11 protein-coding genes are annotated in these 16,002 nt (G+C 54.1%); 3 read left to right on the top strand and 8 right to left on the bottom strand.

Translation table 11 applies throughout. The annotated features are described in order from the left end of the window. Nucleotides 1-2 precede the first annotated feature (2 nt). Together rapA and polB are read right to left on the bottom strand one after the other, a co-directional pair. Nucleotides 3-2,909: an RNA polymerase-associated protein RapA gene (rapA, locus tag IMQ48_RS02235; protein WP_196207733.1), complete on the bottom strand. Its 2,907-nt coding sequence runs from the start codon at nucleotides 2,907-2,909 to the stop codon at nucleotides 3-5. A gap of 175 nt (nucleotides 2,910-3,084) precedes the next feature. Next, complete coding sequence (gene polB / locus IMQ48_RS02230) at nucleotides 3,085-5,436, bottom strand: DNA polymerase II (protein ID WP_196207732.1); 2,352 nt, start codon at nucleotides 5,434-5,436, stop codon at nucleotides 3,085-3,087. A 520-nt stretch (nucleotides 5,437-5,956) separates the two neighbouring features. Between polB and IMQ48_RS02225 the strand changes: the two genes are divergently transcribed. Then, on the top strand, nucleotides 5,957-6,340 hold the full coding sequence (locus tag IMQ48_RS02225) for a DUF4751 family protein (protein WP_196207731.1): 384 nt from the start codon (nucleotides 5,957-5,959) through the stop codon (nucleotides 6,338-6,340). 49 nt (nucleotides 6,341-6,389) lie between these two features. Here the strand turns inward: IMQ48_RS02225 and araD are convergent, their stop codons facing one another. The 3 genes from araD to araB form a co-directional block, all read right to left on the bottom strand. Next, complete coding sequence (araD, locus tag IMQ48_RS02220) at nucleotides 6,390-7,085, bottom strand: L-ribulose-5-phosphate 4-epimerase (protein WP_196207730.1); 696 nt, start codon at nucleotides 7,083-7,085, stop codon at nucleotides 6,390-6,392. A gap of 105 nt (nucleotides 7,086-7,190) precedes the next feature. After that, complete coding sequence (araA, locus tag IMQ48_RS02215) at nucleotides 7,191-8,693, bottom strand: L-arabinose isomerase (protein ID WP_196207729.1); 1,503 nt, start codon at nucleotides 8,691-8,693, stop codon at nucleotides 7,191-7,193. A gap of 10 nt (nucleotides 8,694-8,703) precedes the next feature. Continuing rightward, nucleotides 8,704-10,413 carry a ribulokinase gene (araB, locus tag IMQ48_RS02210; RefSeq protein ID WP_196207728.1) on the bottom strand — a complete coding sequence of 570 codons (1,710 nt, stop codon included), beginning with the start codon at nucleotides 10,411-10,413 and terminating at the stop codon, nucleotides 8,704-8,706. 339 nt (nucleotides 10,414-10,752) lie between these two features. Between araB and araC the strand changes: the two genes are divergently transcribed. Together araC and IMQ48_RS02200 are read left to right on the top strand one after the other, a co-directional pair. Then, nucleotides 10,753-11,598, top strand: coding sequence for an arabinose operon transcriptional regulator AraC (araC, locus tag IMQ48_RS02205; protein WP_196207727.1), 846 nt, complete (start codon nucleotides 10,753-10,755; stop codon nucleotides 11,596-11,598). 119 nt (nucleotides 11,599-11,717) lie between these two features. Further along, nucleotides 11,718-12,485 carry a DedA family protein gene (locus tag IMQ48_RS02200; protein ID WP_096758325.1) on the top strand — a complete coding sequence of 256 codons (768 nt, stop codon included), beginning with the start codon at nucleotides 11,718-11,720 and terminating at the stop codon, nucleotides 12,483-12,485. Nucleotides 12,486-12,535: 50 nt separating this feature from the next. On the opposite strand, the gene thiQ is transcribed toward IMQ48_RS02200, so the two are convergent. From thiQ to thiB, 3 genes are read right to left on the bottom strand one after another with little or no spacing between them, the layout of a single operon-like run. Further along, entirely contained in the window at nucleotides 12,536-13,237 is a 702-nt protein-coding gene (gene thiQ, locus IMQ48_RS02195; protein ID WP_196207726.1) for a thiamine ABC transporter ATP-binding protein ThiQ, read from the bottom strand. After that, the gene (thiP, locus tag IMQ48_RS02190) at nucleotides 13,221-14,831 is read right to left on the bottom strand and encodes a thiamine/thiamine pyrophosphate ABC transporter permease ThiP (RefSeq protein ID WP_196207725.1); all 1,611 of its coding nucleotides are present in this window, start codon (nucleotides 14,829-14,831) and stop codon (nucleotides 13,221-13,223) included. The genes thiQ and thiP overlap by 17 nt, the downstream gene beginning before the upstream one ends. Beyond that, nucleotides 14,807-15,790 carry a thiamine ABC transporter substrate binding subunit gene (gene thiB, locus IMQ48_RS02185; protein WP_196207724.1) on the bottom strand — a complete coding sequence of 328 codons (984 nt, stop codon included), beginning with the start codon at nucleotides 15,788-15,790 and terminating at the stop codon, nucleotides 14,807-14,809. The genes thiP and thiB overlap by 25 nt, the downstream gene beginning before the upstream one ends. Between the last annotated feature and the right edge of the window lie 212 nt (nucleotides 15,791-16,002).

Raw genomic sequence — 16,002 nt, 5'->3', positions numbered from 1 at the left:
CGTTACTGATGCGTCACGACGATCAGGCGTAAGGCATCCAGACGCCAGCCGGCCTGATCCAGGCTTTCCATGACCTGTTGGCGGTTGCTTTCAATTGCGGAAAGTTCGTCATCACGGATATTCGGGTTAACGGCGCGCAGCGCTTCCAGACGCGACAGTTCTGCAGACAGCTTCTCATCCGCTTCTTTACGCGCGGCGTCGATCAGCGCGCGGGCAGATTGCTCAACCTGTGCTTCACCCAACTGCAGAATCGCATGGACATCTTGCTGCACGGCATTGACCAGCTTGCTACCGGTATGGCGGTTAACGGCGCTGAGTTGGCGGTTAAAGGTTTCAAACTCCACCTGGGCGGCGAGGTTGTTACCGTTTTTATCCAGCAACATGCGCACCGGTGTCGGTGGCAGGAAGCGGTTGAGCTGCAGTTGCTTCGGTGCCTGCGCTTCAACCACATATACCAGTTCAACCAGTAGGGTACCAACCGGTAATGCTTTGTTTTTCAAAAGAGAAATCGTGCTGCTGCCGGTATCGCCAGACAGGATTAGATCCAGACCGTTGCGGATCAGCGGATGCTCCCAGGTGATAAACTGGGCGTCTTCACGCGACAGTGCAATATCTCGCTCAAAGGTAATGGTGCAGCCATCTTCCGGCAGTCCTGGGAAATCCGGGACCAGCATATGATCGGACGGCGTCAGCACAATTAAGTTGTCCCCGCGATCGTCCTGATTAATACCGACGATATCAAACAGGTTCATAGCGAAAGCGATCAGGCTGGTGTCATCATCCTGCTCTTCAATGCTCTCGGCCAGTGCCTGCGCTTTTTCACCACCGTTGGAGTGAATTTCCAGCAGACGGTCACGTCCTTGCTCCAGCTGTACTTTCAGCGCGTCATGCTGTTCGCGGCAGGTTTTGATCAGGTCATCAAATCCTTCGTTGTTTTCCGGCTCTGCCAGATAACCAATCAGGTTGTTATAGACTGTGTCATAAATCGTACGCCCGGTCGGGCAGGTGTGCTCAAATGCATCCAGACCTTCGTGGTACCAGCGCACCAGCACGGACTGGGCGGTTTTTTCCAGGTAGGGGACGTGAATCTGAATATCGTGCGCCTGACCAATACGGTCCAGACGTCCAATACGTTGTTCCAGCAGATCCGGGTTAAACGGCAGGTCAAACATCACCAGGTTGCTGGCGAACTGGAAGTTACGGCCTTCAGAACCGATCTCCGAGCACAGCATCACCTGGGCACCGCTGTCTTCTTCGCTAAACCAGGCGGCAGCACGGTCACGTTCGATGATCGACATACCCTCATGGAATACGGCGGCACGAATGCCTTCACGCTCGCGCAGCACCTGCTCCAGCTGCAACGCGGTGGTCGCTTTCGCACAGATAACCAGTACTTTCTGCGAACGATGGCTGGTCAGGTAGCCCATCAACCATTCAACGCGTGGGTCGAAGTTCCACCAGGTGCCGGTATCGCCTTCGAACTCCTGATAAATCTGCTCCGGGTAGAGCATGTCGCGGGCGCGCTCTTCTGCGCTCTTACGTGCGCCCATAATGCCGGAGACTTTGATTGCCGTCTGGTATTGGGTCGGCAGCGGCAGCTTGATGGTATGCAGTTCGCGTTTCGGGAAACCTTTTACCCCGTTACGGGTGTTACGGAACAGCACGCGGCTGGTGCCATGGCGATCCATCAGCATGGAAACCAGCTCCTGGCGCGCGCTCTGGGCATCTTCACGATCGCTGTTAGCGGCCTGCAGCAGCGGCTCAATGTCCTGCTCGCCAATCAGATCGCCGAGCATGTTCAGCTCATTATTGCTCAGTTTGTTGCCTGCCAGCAGCATGGCAACGGCATCAGCTACCGGACGGTAATTTTTTTGCTCTTCAACAAACTGCTCGAAATCGTGGAAACGGCTTGGGTCCAGCAGGCGTAAACGTGCAAAGTGGCTTTCCATGCCCAGCTGTTCCGGCGTGGCAGTCAGCAGCAGGATACCCGGTACGCGCTCGGCCAGTTGTTCAATCGCCAAATACTCGCGGCTTGGCGCATCTTCGCTCCACACCAGGTGATGGGCTTCATCAACCACCAACAGATCCCATTCTGCTTCACACAAATGTTCCAGACGCTGCTTGCTACGACGAGCAAAGTCCAGCGAGCAGATGATCAGTTGCTCGGTTTCAAACGGGTTGTAGGCATCGTGCTGCGCTTCGGCATAGCGCTCATCATCAAACAGCGCAAAGCGCAGGTTGAAACGGCGCAGCATTTCGACCAGCCACTGGTGCTGTAACGTCTCAGGGACGATGATCAGCACGCGTTCGGCGGCGCCGGACAGCAGTTGCTGATGCAGGATCATCCCGGCTTCAATGGTTTTCCCCAGGCCTACTTCATCTGCCAGCAAAACGCGAGGGGCATGGCGACGACCGACATCATGGGCAATATTAAGCTGGTGGGGGATCAGGCTGGTACGTTGACCACGCAGACCACTCCACGGCATACGATACTGTTCGCTCTGAAATTTACGCGCCCGATAGCGCAGTGCAAAGCGGTCCATTCGATCGATTTGGCCGGCAAACAGGCGGTCCTGAGGTTTGCTGAAGACTAGCTTGCTGTCGAGCAGCACTTCGCGCAACACAACGCCGGTTTCTTCGGTATCAAGGCGGGTTCCGATATAGGCAAGCAGTCCGTTTTCTTCTTTTACTTCATCGACATGCAATTGCCAGCCTTCATGGCTTGTTATCGTATCGCCAGGATTGAACATCACGCGGGTCACGGGGCAGTCACTGCGCGCATACAGACGGTTTTCACCCGTCGAGGAGAAAAGTAGGGTGACGGTTCGCGCATCCATGGCGACAACGGTACCAAGTCCCAATTCGCTTTCTGTATCGCTGATCCAGCGTTGACCAAGTGTAAAAGGCATATGTGTTCGGCTCTATATCTTTAATTGCAGGTAATACTCGTCATTTATCGGGTAACCCGAGTTTTCAGAGCATACGACCCCGCTACCAGGCTAATGAATCAGTGGTAGTGGTGTTAAATGGGTCCAGGAATGGAAAGGGCGCTATGGTACTGGATGGCGGCGGTTTCGTCACGCGTCAAAATAACCCCAGTTGCCCTGTGAGTAGTGTAGCAAAGTTATCATCAACAAAGGGAAGAATTCCCTCGGCAACCGGCTGTATCTGGCGGGTGAGATAATGCTCGTAATCCAGGGCAGAGAGCTGATAATCCACAGGTTCCGGGCCATTAATTGTCCAGACATATTTAATGGTGCCACGATTTTGATACTGCGGCGGGCGGCCTCGCTTGACGTTCTGTTCGTCGGCAAGCCGCGCGGCACGAACGTGCGGCGGAACATTACGCTGGTATTCGCTTAACGGGCGGCGCAGGCGCTTGCGGTAAACCAGCTGTTCGTCCAGTTCACCGGCCATCAGGTTGTCGATGGTTTCCCTGACAAAGTCCTGATACGGCTCCTGACGAAAGACCCGTAAATAGAGTTCCTGCTGGAAGCGTTGCGCCAGCGGAGTCCAGTCGGTGCGCACCGTTTCCAACCCTTTGAAGACCATGCGCTGTTGATCTCCATCTTGAATGAGTCCGGCGTAGCGTTTCTTGCTGCCGGTATCCGCGCCACGGATGGTCGGCATGAGAAAACGGCAGAAATGGGTTTCAAATTCCAGCTCCAGCGCGCTGGTCAGGTTTTTTTGTTGCAGCGACTGCGCCCACCAGGTATTGACGTGGCGCACCAGCTCCCGACCAATCTTTGCCGCATTTTCTTCTGTATGCGCGCCTTTGAGCCAGACAAACGTTGAGTCGGTATCGCCATAAATAACGTCGTAGCCCTGCGCCTCAATCAGCGCTTTGGTCTGGCGCATGATCGCATGCCCGCGCATGGTGATCGACGAGGCCAGTCTGGGATCGAAAAATCGACATGCCGTGGTGCCTAGCACGCCGTAAAAGGCGTTCATAATGATTTTGAGCGCCTGCGAGAGCGGCTTATTTCCCTGGCGTTTTGCTTCGTCACGCCCGTGCCAGATCTGGGTCACTATTTCCGGTAGGCAATGCTTTTCGCGTGAGAACCAGGCGTCAAGAAACCCTTCAGTGCTGTGTTCAGGATCTGGCTGTGCCATGCCTTCGATAAGTCCTACCGGATCGATCAAAAAAGTGCGGATGATCGACGGGTACAGGCTTTTGTAATCCAGTACCAGCACCGAATCATACAAACCAGGACGCGAGTCCATCACATAGCCGCCAGGGCTGGCGAGCGGTGGGACTTCACCGAGATTTGGCGCGACGTAGCCAGCACGGTGCATGCGCGGAAGATAGAGGTGACCAAAGGCGGCAACTGAACCACCGTGCCTGTCAACCGGCAGGCCGTTAACCGTTGAACGCTCCAGCAGAAACGGCATGATCTCGGTTTTATGAAAGATCCGTGTGACCAGCTCACAGTCTTTGAGATTATAAGTAGCAAGCGCGGGCTTATCCTGAGCGAACCGACGGTCAATTTCGTCCATGCGGTCCCAGGGATTATCAATCGATTTCCCTTCACCCAGTAGCTCCTGTGACACTGTTTCCAGCGAAAACGAAGAAAAATTCCAGAATGCGGATTTGAGGGCTTCAATGCCGTCAATAATCAGGCGGCCTTTGGCTTGGGCGAAAAAAACGCCGTTTTTGAAACCGTGCTCGCGCCATTCCAGTTCGCTGTTGTCGCGGCCAAAACGCAGGGGAATTCGGTAACGCTCGGCATGATTTTGCAGAACGCGTAAATCGAACTGCACTACGTTCCAGCCGATGATGACATCAGGATCGTGACGGGCTATCCACGCGTTGAGTTTTTCCAGCAACAGTGGGCGACTCGCCACATATTCAAGTTCAAAATCAAGCTGTGAGGCATCGCCATTGGCCGGACCGAGCATATAGACAATGCGCTGCCCGCAACCTTCGAGGCCAATGCAGTAAAGCTCGCCGTGCCGCGTGGTTTCGATATCCAGCGACAGCCATTTTAAGGGTGGGCGATAGTCCGGGTTTGGCTTAAGCCGGGCGTTGATCAGCGTGTTGTTATGCCGATCGCCGTCCACCCAAACGGGGGAGGTGATAAACCGCTCCATTAGATACCGTTCCGGGGGACGCACGTCAGCCTCATACACCGTGACGCTGTTTTCGCGCAGCAGTTTCTCGAGGCGCATTAGTTGGCGATGCGAATGGCAGTACAGGCCAGAAACGGGCTGGCGATGAAAATCTCTCAGGTTAAGCGGCGCCAGCCGATAGCCGTTTTCTGCGCGTAATAATGTGGTAACGCGGGAAACCTGGCTGGTGGGGATAAAGGCAACCGACTCCTGTGGCGCAAGCGTGACCTGCAACGGCCCGTTGTCCGTTGCCAGCCAGAATGAAACCTCTGTCCCCTGCGGGGTATCCCGCCAGTGCCGGGTTAAAATAAAACCTGCCTGCGCCACGCTGTATACCCATCAAAAAGCCCGGCATGATTATAGCCTGGTTTACTCAGATATACTGTTATTTTGTACAGGGTATGATGCATTTAAGCCATGAATAGGATGATTGAGATTGGGGTGGATGAATTATTTTATTCGTGGGTTTTTGGATTTTGTTTTTTATTACTTATCTTGTTTATACTTTGTGATGTATTTTCAAGTCCATTTTCGGATGCTTACTGTTTTTCAGATTTTTGCTTATTTGTTTTTGCTACATCTTTCTCGGATTCAGGAAAATTGTATTTTTTTATTTGTGTTTATTAATGGTTAATGTAAAAATTTCATTCGAAGCATCCGGGTATTAACTTGAAATATAATATATATTTAATGGTTTTTATTGCTGAATAGAAACGGATTTTCATTTCGAATTCGTCGGGAATCTCTGTAAAATTTTGTTTTTATTTCGGGATATAATTTTATTCTCAACTTATTATTCGGGTGCTTTTTAATACCTCCTCGAAGAAGTGCATTAAATGGAGTTTTTATGAATGTCTACACGCAGGCTATTTTTCCTGGATATCATCGCCATCTATTTGTTAACACTCAACTTTCAAATCCATCAATCAAAGCAGTGAGCAAATACATAGAGTACAAAACATGGACTGGACAAATTTGGCGGGCTGAAGTTATTGAAAATGGAAACGCTTTTTTTCATTGGCAGGGGCATGACAGAAAAAATGGTCATCGGGACACACTGATTAACTATTTGTTACGTGGGCAGAAATGGCAGTCAACAATAACAGACTATATTTTCTTTCATTCATTAGAAGGAGGGGAAGTACACGGAAATTATGACAATGTGATTGAATATGTTTGCTCTAATAACTGTGTATATCAAAGTGCTTTTGCTGAATATATAGAAGATTAAGAATAAAGCGCGCTACGACAAAAACGCGCTTATAACTTATAACAGAAGGTTACTGCCCGTAGTAGGCTTTAGCACCGTGCTTACGCAGATAATGCTTGTCCAGCAGTGTTTGCTGCATATCCGGCAGCTGTGGCGCGAGCTGGCGGCAGAAGATCCCCATATAAGCGACCTCTTCCAGCACAATCGCGTTATGAACGGCATCTTCGGCGTTTTTACCCCACGCAAACGGGCCGTGAGAATGTACCAGTACGCCTGGCATTTGTGCAGCATCAATACCTTTTTTTTCAAAGGTTTCAACGATCACATTCCCGGTTTCCCACTCGTATTCACCGTTAATCTCGCTATCGGCCATTTTGCGCGTGCAGGGAATAGCACCGTAGAAATAGTCTGCGTGGGTCGTGCCGGTTGCCGGAATTGACTGGCCTGCCTGTGCCCAGATCGTCGCGTGACGTGAATGGGTGTGGACAATACCGCCAATGCTCGGGAAAGCCTGATACAGCAGACGGTGAGTAGGTGTATCGGAGGATGGTTTTTTCTGCCCCTCCACCACTTCGCCCGTGGCGATGCTGACCACCACCATGTCGTCAACGGTCATCACGCTGTAATCAACACCGGAAGGTTTGATCACAAATACGCCATGTTCGCGGTCGACGGCGCTGACGTTCCCCCAGGTGAGGGTCACCAGGTTGTGTTTCGGTAGCGCCAGGTTTGCTTCCAGGGCCTGACGTTTAAGATCTTCTAGCATAGTTGTCTCCATGCAAGCTTTACCGGATGGTGCTTGGCTTATCCGGCCTACAGGCAGTATGTCCCGTAGGCTGGATAAGGCGGTTATGCCGCCATCCGGCAACGGTTAGCGTTTAAAACCGTAATACACTTCGTTCCAGCGCAGCGCGTCTTTAAAGGCCGGCAGGCGGGTATCGTTGTCGATCACGGCGATCTCGATATCGTGCATTTCAGCGAACTGACGCATATCGTTCAGATCCAGCGCGTGACTGAAGACGGTGTGGTGCGCGCCACCGGCAAGGATCCACGCTTCAGAGGCGGTTGGCAGATCCGGCTGGGCTTTCCACAGCGCGTTAGCCACCGGCAGTTTCGGCAGGGAGTGCGGGGTTTGTACCGTATCGATGCAGTTGACCAGCAGACGATAGCGATCGCCGAGATCGATCAGGCTGGCGACGACGGCCGGGCCGGTTTTGGTGTTGAAGATCAGACGGGCAGGATCATCTTTACCACCAATGCCGAGGTGCTGTACGTCGAGGATCGGTTTCTCCTCTACGGCGATAGATGGGCACACTTCCAACATGTGCGAGCCGAGCACCAGATCGTTGCCCTTCTCAAAGTGGTAGGTGTAATCCTCCATAAATGAGGTGCCGCCCTGCAGGCCGGTTGACATCACCTTCATGATGCGAAGCAGCGCGGCAGTTTTCCAGTCGCCTTCGCCCGCAAAGCCGTAGCCCTGCTGCATCAGACGCTGTACGGCCAGACCCGGAAGTTGTTTCAGGCCGTGCAAATCTTCAAACGTGGTGGTAAAGGCATGGAATCCACCCTGTTCGAGGAAACGCTTCATGCCCAGTTCAATACGGGCCGCTTCCAGCACGTTCTGACGCTTGTCGCCGTGGATCTGCGTCGCTGCCGTCATCGTATAGGTACTTTCGTATTCGTCGATCAGCGCGTTGATCTCTCCATCGCTAATCGCGTTCACTACCTGCACCAGGTCTCCAACGGCCCAGGTATTCACCGAGAAACCGAATTTGATCTGTGCTGCCACTTTATCGCCGTCAGTGACTGCGACTTCACGCATGTTGTCGCCAAAACGGCATACTTTCAGATGGCGGGTATCCTGTTTGGACACGGCCTGGCGCATCCAGGAACCGATACGCTCGTGCGCTTGCTTATCCTGCCAGTGACCGGTGACCACGGCATGCTGCTGGCGCATACGCGCGCCGATGAAGCCAAACTCACGGCCGCCGTGTGCGGTCTGGTTCAGGTTCATAAAGTCCATATCAATGCTGTCCCACGGCAGGGCGGCATTAAACTGGGTATGGAACTGCATCAGTGGTTTGTTGAGAATAGTCAGGCCGTTGATCCACATTTTGGCCGGCGAGAAGGTATGCAGCCAGACCACCATCCCCGCACAACGATCGTCATAGTTGGCGTCACGGCAAATAGACGTAATCTCGTCAGGTGACGTACCCAGTGGTTTTAATACCAGTTTGCAGGGCAGTTTAGCTTCCGTATTCAGTGCGTTAACGACGTGCTCGGCATGCTGAGTTACCTGACGCAGAGTTTCTGGGCCATACAGGTGCTGGCTGCCAATCACAAACCACACTTCATAGTTATCAAAAATCGTCATTGTCGTGTCCTTAATGTGTCAGGGTTGCCAGGTCTACCGGGGCTTTGTGCGCCGGCGCGGCAGTCGGAAGGTATTGTTGTTCGGCGCTTACTGCCCATTGCTGGTAGCGGCGATATAGCTGTTCAAAACGTTGAGCCTGTTCAGGACGAGGTTGCAGCGTGTTTTCCACGGCACTCGCCATTTTTTGTTGGGCTTCGGGGATATTGGCATGCACTTTAGCGGCAACGGCGGCAAAGATTGCCGCGCCGAGCGCGCAGCACTGGTCTGAGGCGACAATCTGCAGCGGACGGTTAAGCACATCGCAGCAGGCCTGCATGATGACCGGGTTTTTACGCGCGATGCCGCCGAGTGCCATCACGTTGTTCACCGCGATGCCTTGTTCGGTAAAGCATTCCATAATGGCCCGCGCGCCAAACGCCGTTGCAGCAATCAGGCCGCCAAATAGCGCTGGTGCGTCTGTCGCCAGGTTAAGATCGGTGATGACCCCTTTCAGGCGCTGGTTGGCATTTGGCGTACGACGACCGTTGAACCAGTCGAGTACTACCGGCAGATGATCCAGCGACGGATTTTTTGCCCATGCTTCGGTTAGCGCAGGCAGCAGCTGTTTTTGGCTGGCTTTAATCTGGGTTTTCAGTTCCGGGTGTTGTACAGCAAGCTGCTCCAGCGGCCAGCTCAGTACGCGGCTAAACCAGGCATAGATATCGCCGAAGGCGGATTGGCCGGCTTCCAGACCAATAAAGTGCGGCACCACGCTGCCATCAACCTGGCCGCATATGCCTTTCACAGCACGCTCACCGACGCTGGCTTTGTCGGCAATCAGAATGTCGCAGGTGGAGGTGCCAATGACTTTTACCAGCGTGTTTGGTTGTGCGCCCGCGCCGACTGCACCCATATGACAGTCGAATGCGCCGCCGGAAATAACCACGCTTTCCGGCAGGCCCAGGCGCTGCGCCCATTCTGTGCTCAGTGTGCCCACCGGCAGATCGGCGGTGAAGGTGTCGGTAAACATTGGGTATTGCAGATGTTGGTTGATGAGCGGATCGAGTTCATCAAAGAAACTGGCTGGGGGCAGACCACCCCAGCTTTCATGCCACAGGGATTTGTGACCGGCGCTGCAGCGTCCGCGACGAATATCCTGCGGGCGTGTGGTGTCAGAGAGTAGGGCGGGGATCCAATCGCACAGCTCAATCCAGGACACGGCAGCCTGTGCGACCGCATTGTCCTGGCGGGTAACGTGCAGGATTTTAGCCCAGAACCATTCGCTGGAATAAATGCCGCCAATATAGCGGGAATAATCGACCTTGCCTGGCGTATGGCACAGGCGGGTAATTTCTTCGGCTTCCTCGACGGAAGTGTGATCTTTCCACAGAACGAACATTGCATTCGGGTTTTCAGCGAATTCTTCTCTGAGCGCCAGAACGTTGCCGTTGGCATCAATAGGCGCGGGGGTTGAACCGGTGCTGTCCACGCCAATCCCGACAACAGCCGCACGTTGTTCTGCGCTCAGTTCGGCAAGGACGGTTTTCAGCGCCGCTTCCATGGATTCAATATAGTCACGTGGGTGATGACGAAACTGGTTGTTTGGGCCATCGCAATATTGCCCCTCCTGCCAACGCGGGTACCACTCTACGCTGGTGGCGATCTCCTCGCCGGTGGCACATTCCACCGCCAGAGCGCGTACTGAATCACTTCCAAAATCGAGGCCAATTGCAATCGCCATCGTCTTACTCCATCCAAAAATACGGGTATGGATAAACAGTAGATAATTGGGGTGAAAACCGTCAGGCAGGATCCGCTAATCTTATGGACTAAAGTGCTGTGGCATCACAAAGTGTGACGCCGTGCAAATATTCAATGTGGACATTTCTGCCGTAGTTATAGACACTTTTGTTAGCCGTTTTTATCGTTGGCGCAGGACATGTTTTTTACAAAATGCTTTTAGCAAGCGGGGTTGATGGTCCATCACTGAAACCACAACGGTCTACAGGGGCGACGGTGACGATATCTTGCGTAATATGGACGATTTGTTTCTTATCAGAACACCGGGAGTATTGAAATTATGGCTGAACCGCAAAATGATCCCCTGCTGCCGGGCTACTCGTTTAACGCACATTTGGTGGCGGGATTAACCCCTATTGAGGCGAACGGGTACCTGGATTTTTTTATCGACAGGCCGCTGGGTATGAAAGGTTATATCCTGAACCTGACTATTCGTGGGGAAGGGGTCATCAACAATCAGGGCAAGCAGTTTGTCTGCCGACCGGGGGATATTTTGCTGTTTCCGCCGGGTGAGGTTCACCATTACGGCCGCCACCCCGACGCCAGTGAATGGTATCACCAGTGGGTTTACTTTCGACCGCGTGCTTACTGGCAGGAGTGGCTCACCTGGCCGGCGATTTTTGCGCAGACCGGTTTTTTCCGTCCGGATGAAGTGCATCAGCCGCACTTCAACGAACTGTTCGGTCAGATAATTAATGCCGGGCAACGGGAGGGACGCTACTCCGAACTGCTGGCGATAAATTTGCTCGAGCAACTGCTGCTCAGACGTATGGAAGCGATTAATGAATCGCTGCATCCCCCCATGGATAACCGCGTGCGCGACGCCTGCCAGTACATCAGCGATCACCTGGCGGACAGTAATTTTGATATTGCCAGCGTCGCGCAGCATGTCTGCCTGTCGCCGTCTCGTTTGTCGCACCTGTTTCGCCAGCAGCTCGGTATCAGCGTACTCAGCTGGCGTGAGGATCAGCGTATCAGCCAGGCAAAGCTCCTGTTAAGCACCACGCGCATGCCGATCGCCACCGTTGGGCGCAACGTCGGGTTTGACGATCAACTCTATTTCTCCCGCGTTTTCAAAAAATGTACCGGCGCCAGCCCGAGCGAGTTTCGCGCTGGATGTGAATAAAAAGTGAATGATGTGTCCGAAAAGTTGTCATACCTCGCAAACTATTCAGACAAATGATGGCTTGACGAAGTTGAGAAGGGTTATCAGAATCCTTGCTTCGTAAATCTGACGGACACATTATGCAAGCATTGCTGGAACATTTTATTCTCCAGTCCGCCGTATACTCTTTGATAGCCGTACTGCTGGTGGCTTTCCTGGAGTCGCTGGCGTTGGTTGGCCTGATTTTACCTGGCACCGTGTTGATGGCCGGACTGGGTGCGCTGATTGGCAGCGGCGAACTAAACTTCTGGCATGCCTGGCTTGCGGGCATAGTCGGTTGTCTGATGGGCGACTGGATCTCCTTCTGGCTGGGCTGGCGGTTTAAAAAGCCGCTGCACCGCTGGTCTTTTATGAAGAAGAACAAGGCGTTACTGGACAAAACCGAACATGCTCTGCATCAGCACAGCATGTTTACTATTCTGGTGGGACGCTTTGTTGGCCCGACGCGTCCGCTGGTGCCAATGGTGGCGGGGATGCTGGATCTGCCTGTCGCCAAATTTATTGTGCCTAATATCATTGGCTGCGTACTGTGGCCGCCGTTTTATTTTCTGCCGGGTATCCTGGCGGGCGCGGCAATTGATATTCCTTCAGATGTACAGAGCGGCGATTTCAAATGGCTATTGCTGGCGACCGCGCTATTGCTGTGGGTCGGGGGATGGCTGTGCTGGCGGCTATGGCGTAGCGGCAAAGCGGCTGTTGATCGCTTAACCGTTTATTTGCCGCGAGGTCGACTGCTGTATCTGGCGCCGCTTGTTCTCGGGATCGGCGTGGTGGCGCTGGTCGCACTGATCCGCCATCCGTTGATGCCGGTGTATATCGATATTCTGCGCAAAGTGGTGGGCTATTAGGGCATATTTTGCCGGATGGCGCTGGCGCTTATGCGTCGCCATCCGGTATGTCACTGATGTTTGATGCCCAACAGCGCCGAGGCGCTGGCGTGACCGCTCAACAGCTCATCTGTTTTACCTTGCCACGCAATGCGCCCGTCGGCGACTACGATTGAACGTGGCGCAATGCGCGCGGCGTCTTCTACGCTGTGGGATACCATCAGCATCGTCAGCTGCTTCTCACGACACACGTCGGCCACCAGTGTGAGCATTTCCTGACGCAGGGCGGGGTCGAGTGCGGAGAACGGTTCATCAAGCAGCAACACGGGCTGTTCCCGCACCAGGCAGCGCGCCAGTGCTACACGCTGGCGTTGCCCGCCGGAAAGCTCGCCGGGTAGCCTTTCCAGTAGCGTGTCGAGCCCCATTTGTTGACCAATGTGGTGCATTTTCTCCCGCTGCTGCGCGTTTAGCTTTAACCCCGGGTTAAGGCCGAGGGCGATGTTCTGTTGCACACTCAGGTGACTGAACAGATTATTTTCCTGAAAGAGCATGGAGACAGGGCGGCGAGAAGGCGGCGTGGTGGTGTGATCCTCACCCCCAATCATCATTGTGCCGCTGGCCGGAGCCAGAAAACCGGCAATTAGGTTTAATAGCGTACTTTTCCCGGCACCGCTGGGCCCCAGGACGGCGACCTGTTCACCGCGCGCGACCGACAGCGAAAAGCGCATGGGCAAATGGTGATACAGCCATGTGATATCAATCAGTTTTAACATGTCGACCCGGTAATTTCTCAATAACGGTAAACAGCGTAAAGCACAGGATCAGCAGCAATAATGCGGTGACCGCACCATCCTGACTGCGATATGAGCCAATCTGCTGATAGAGGTAAAACGGTAATGTGCGGAAATCCTCGTTGCCAAACAGGGCCACCACGCCAAAATCGCCAATCGACAGGACGCAGGCGAAGGCCATAGCTTGCGCCAGTGGACGTTTAAGCGCACGTAGCTCAACCACTTTCAGCCGTGACCATCCTTCAATGCCTAAAGACTGGCACAACATACTGTAGCGTGCCGTTACGTCACGCATAGGGTTTTCCAGTACTTTCAGCGCATAGGGGATGGCCATCAGGGCGTTGGTAAAAATCACAATTCCGTCGGCAGAGTCCGGCAGGCCAATACTGTTATTGAGCAGCAGGAAGAACCCGGTTGCCAGCACGATGCCCGGCATTGCGAGGATCAGCATACCGCTCAGTTCCAGTGTCTGACCTGCCAGTATCTGCTGCCGTGCCCGTAGTTCCCGGCTGCTCCATAGCAGCATCATGGTAAGAATGACGCACAGCAGACCTGCCGCCAGCGCAATACGCAGCGAAGTCCACAGGGCTTGCCATAATACAGGCTGCGCGAGAACATCCAGAATATGACGGTTAAAACCATCGACAATCACCGCCAGCAGTGGCGGGAGCAACAGCAGCAGCGCCAGAATAATCAGTAGGGTGTCGGTTAGACGGCTGTGCAGGCGGTCGTCGGGATCGCGCCAGCCTTGTACCAGCGTGGTGCCGGGGGCTATCGCTCGACTCATGCGCTGGCTGAGCAGTACCAGTCCTAAGCAGCAAATCATCTGGATCAGCGCCAGCATGGCGGCGCGCGAGGGATCGTAGTCGAAGCTCAGTGCCTGATAGATAGCCAGCTCGATGGTGGTCGCCTGCGGCCCGCCGCCGAGTGACAGCACGGTAGCAAAACTGGCGAAGCACAGCATAAAGATGAGCGCCGCTACCGGAGGGATCTGGCGGCGCAGCCACGGCCATTCAACAAAGCGGAAGAAATGCCAGCCGCGCATACCTAGCTGCGCGGCGAGCTGCCGCTGTTCGCCGGGAATATTCTCCAGCGACTGCAGCAGTAAACGGCTGGCCATCGGCAGGTTGAAAAAGACGTGTGCCAGCAAAATGCCCTGCAGACCGTACGGTGAAAACGTCCACTCCAGGCCGAGAGCCTGCCAGAGTGAGGACAGCCAGCCCTGGCGACCGTAGACGCTAAGGATGCCAAAGACGGCGACCAGTACCGGCAGGATCAGCGTCATTGCGCACAGGCGCAGCAGCGCTATACGCCCAGGGAAACGGCGACGATAAAGCGCTCGGGCGAGGAAGATTGCCGGGATCACCGATAGCGCAGCGGATAAAAATGCCTGCCAGAAGGAAAAGCGGACCACGTGCCACAGGTAGCTGTCCTGCCACAGCGTGATCCAGTCTCCCTGAGGGGCGTTAAGCCACAGCGCCAGAAATGCCGCCAGGGCGACGGCCACTATCAGAGTAGCGGCCGAAAGCCCTGGGATCAGCCAGCCGGGAATTAACGGCTGACGGCGCGTTGCCATGCGTTAATCCATGTCTGACGTTGAGTTGCTACCTGCTGTGGGGTGAACTCCAGCGCGGTGGACGGTTTTTCCAGTTGTTCAATGTCCGGAGGAAGCGTGACCTGAGTTACCGGATACATCCAGTTGCCGGTGGGAATTGCATTCTGGAACGCCGGAGAAATCATAAATGTCAGGAATTTTTCCGCCAGTTCTGGCTGCTTGCTGGCGGCGGTACGTGCGGCGACCTCCACCTGCAAATAGTGTCCCTCGCTAAAATTGGCGGCGGCGTAGTTATCTTTCTTCTCTTCGATGATGTGATACGCCGGAGAGGTGGTATAGCTCAGCACCAGATCGCTTTCACCCTTCAGGAACAGACCGTAGGCTTCACTCCAGCCTTTGGTGACGGTGACGGTTTTGGTTGCCAGTTTCTGCCAGGCTTTCGGCGCTTTATCGCCGTACACTTTTTGCATCCACAGCAGCAGTCCCAGACCCGGCGTGCTGGTGCGTGGGTCCTGATAAATTACGCGCCATTTCTGGTCGCTTTCGACCAGTTCTTTCAGGCTCTTCGGTGGGTTTTTCAGCTTGTTTTTGTCATAGACAAAGGCGAAATAGCCGTAATCAAACGGTACAAAGGTGTCGTTTTTCCAGCCGCCAGGAACGTTAATGGCATCGCTCGCCACGCCGCTTTTGGCAAACAGTTTGGTCTGCATTGCCGCGTCGAGCAGGTTGTTATCCAGTCCGAGCACGACGTCGGCTTTACTGTTTTTTCCTTCCATGCGCAGGCGGTTAAGCAGCGAGACGCCATCTTCCAGCGCCACCAGCTTTAGCTCGCAGTTGCAGTCGGCTTCAAAGGCTTTTTTGATGGTTGGACCGGGGCCCCAGTCGGCGGCGAACGAGTCGTAGGTATAGACGGTCAGCACGGGTTTGGCGAAGGCAGGCACTGCGCACAGCAGTAAAAGCGGAAGACATTTTTTAAACACTTTGCACCTCATAAAGTAAAACTCTAAATAATTCGAGTTGCAGGAAGGCGGCGACGCAGCGCATCCCCGGGAGCGTACAGGTAGTACGTGACTGGGGTGAGCGACAAATCTGCCGGGAGCAGATTTGAACGCTGCTTGCAGCGGCCCTGAAAGGGCGAGGCCCATGGATGGGCCGAGTAATAAAGCCAACGCATCTGCAGCTTGAAGTATGA

The organism is Citrobacter sp. Res13-Sevr-PEB04-36, assembly GCF_015672735.1.
GTDB lineage: Bacteria > Pseudomonadota > Gammaproteobacteria > Enterobacterales > Enterobacteriaceae > Citrobacter.
Note: the sequence above shows the minus strand (reverse complement) of the source record. Positions and strands in the feature narration are given on the sequence as shown.

What these genes read in the sequence shown, in the direction of transcription:
- rapA (WP_196207733.1), bottom strand. Translation starts at nt 2,909, where the DNA reads ATGCCTTTTACACTTGGTCAACGCTGGATCAGCGATACAGAAAGCGAA.
- IMQ48_RS02225 (WP_196207731.1), top strand. Translation starts at nt 5,957, where the DNA reads ATGAATGTCTACACGCAGGCTATTTTTCCTGGATATCATCGCCATCTA.
- araD (WP_196207730.1), bottom strand. Translation starts at nt 7,085, where the DNA reads ATGCTAGAAGATCTTAAACGTCAGGCCCTGGAAGCAAACCTGGCGCTA.
- araA (WP_196207729.1), bottom strand. Translation starts at nt 8,693, where the DNA reads ATGACGATTTTTGATAACTATGAAGTGTGGTTTGTGATTGGCAGCCAG.
- araB (WP_196207728.1), bottom strand. Translation starts at nt 10,413, where the DNA reads ATGGCGATTGCAATTGGCCTCGATTTTGGAAGTGATTCAGTACGCGCT.
- araC (WP_196207727.1), top strand. Translation starts at nt 10,753, where the DNA reads ATGGCTGAACCGCAAAATGATCCCCTGCTGCCGGGCTACTCGTTTAAC.
- IMQ48_RS02200 (WP_096758325.1), top strand. Translation starts at nt 11,718, where the DNA reads ATGCAAGCATTGCTGGAACATTTTATTCTCCAGTCCGCCGTATACTCT.
- thiQ (WP_196207726.1), bottom strand. Translation starts at nt 13,237, where the DNA reads ATGTTAAAACTGATTGATATCACATGGCTGTATCACCATTTGCCCATG.
- thiP (WP_196207725.1), bottom strand. Translation starts at nt 14,831, where the DNA reads ATGGCAACGCGCCGTCAGCCGTTAATTCCCGGCTGGCTGATCCCAGGG.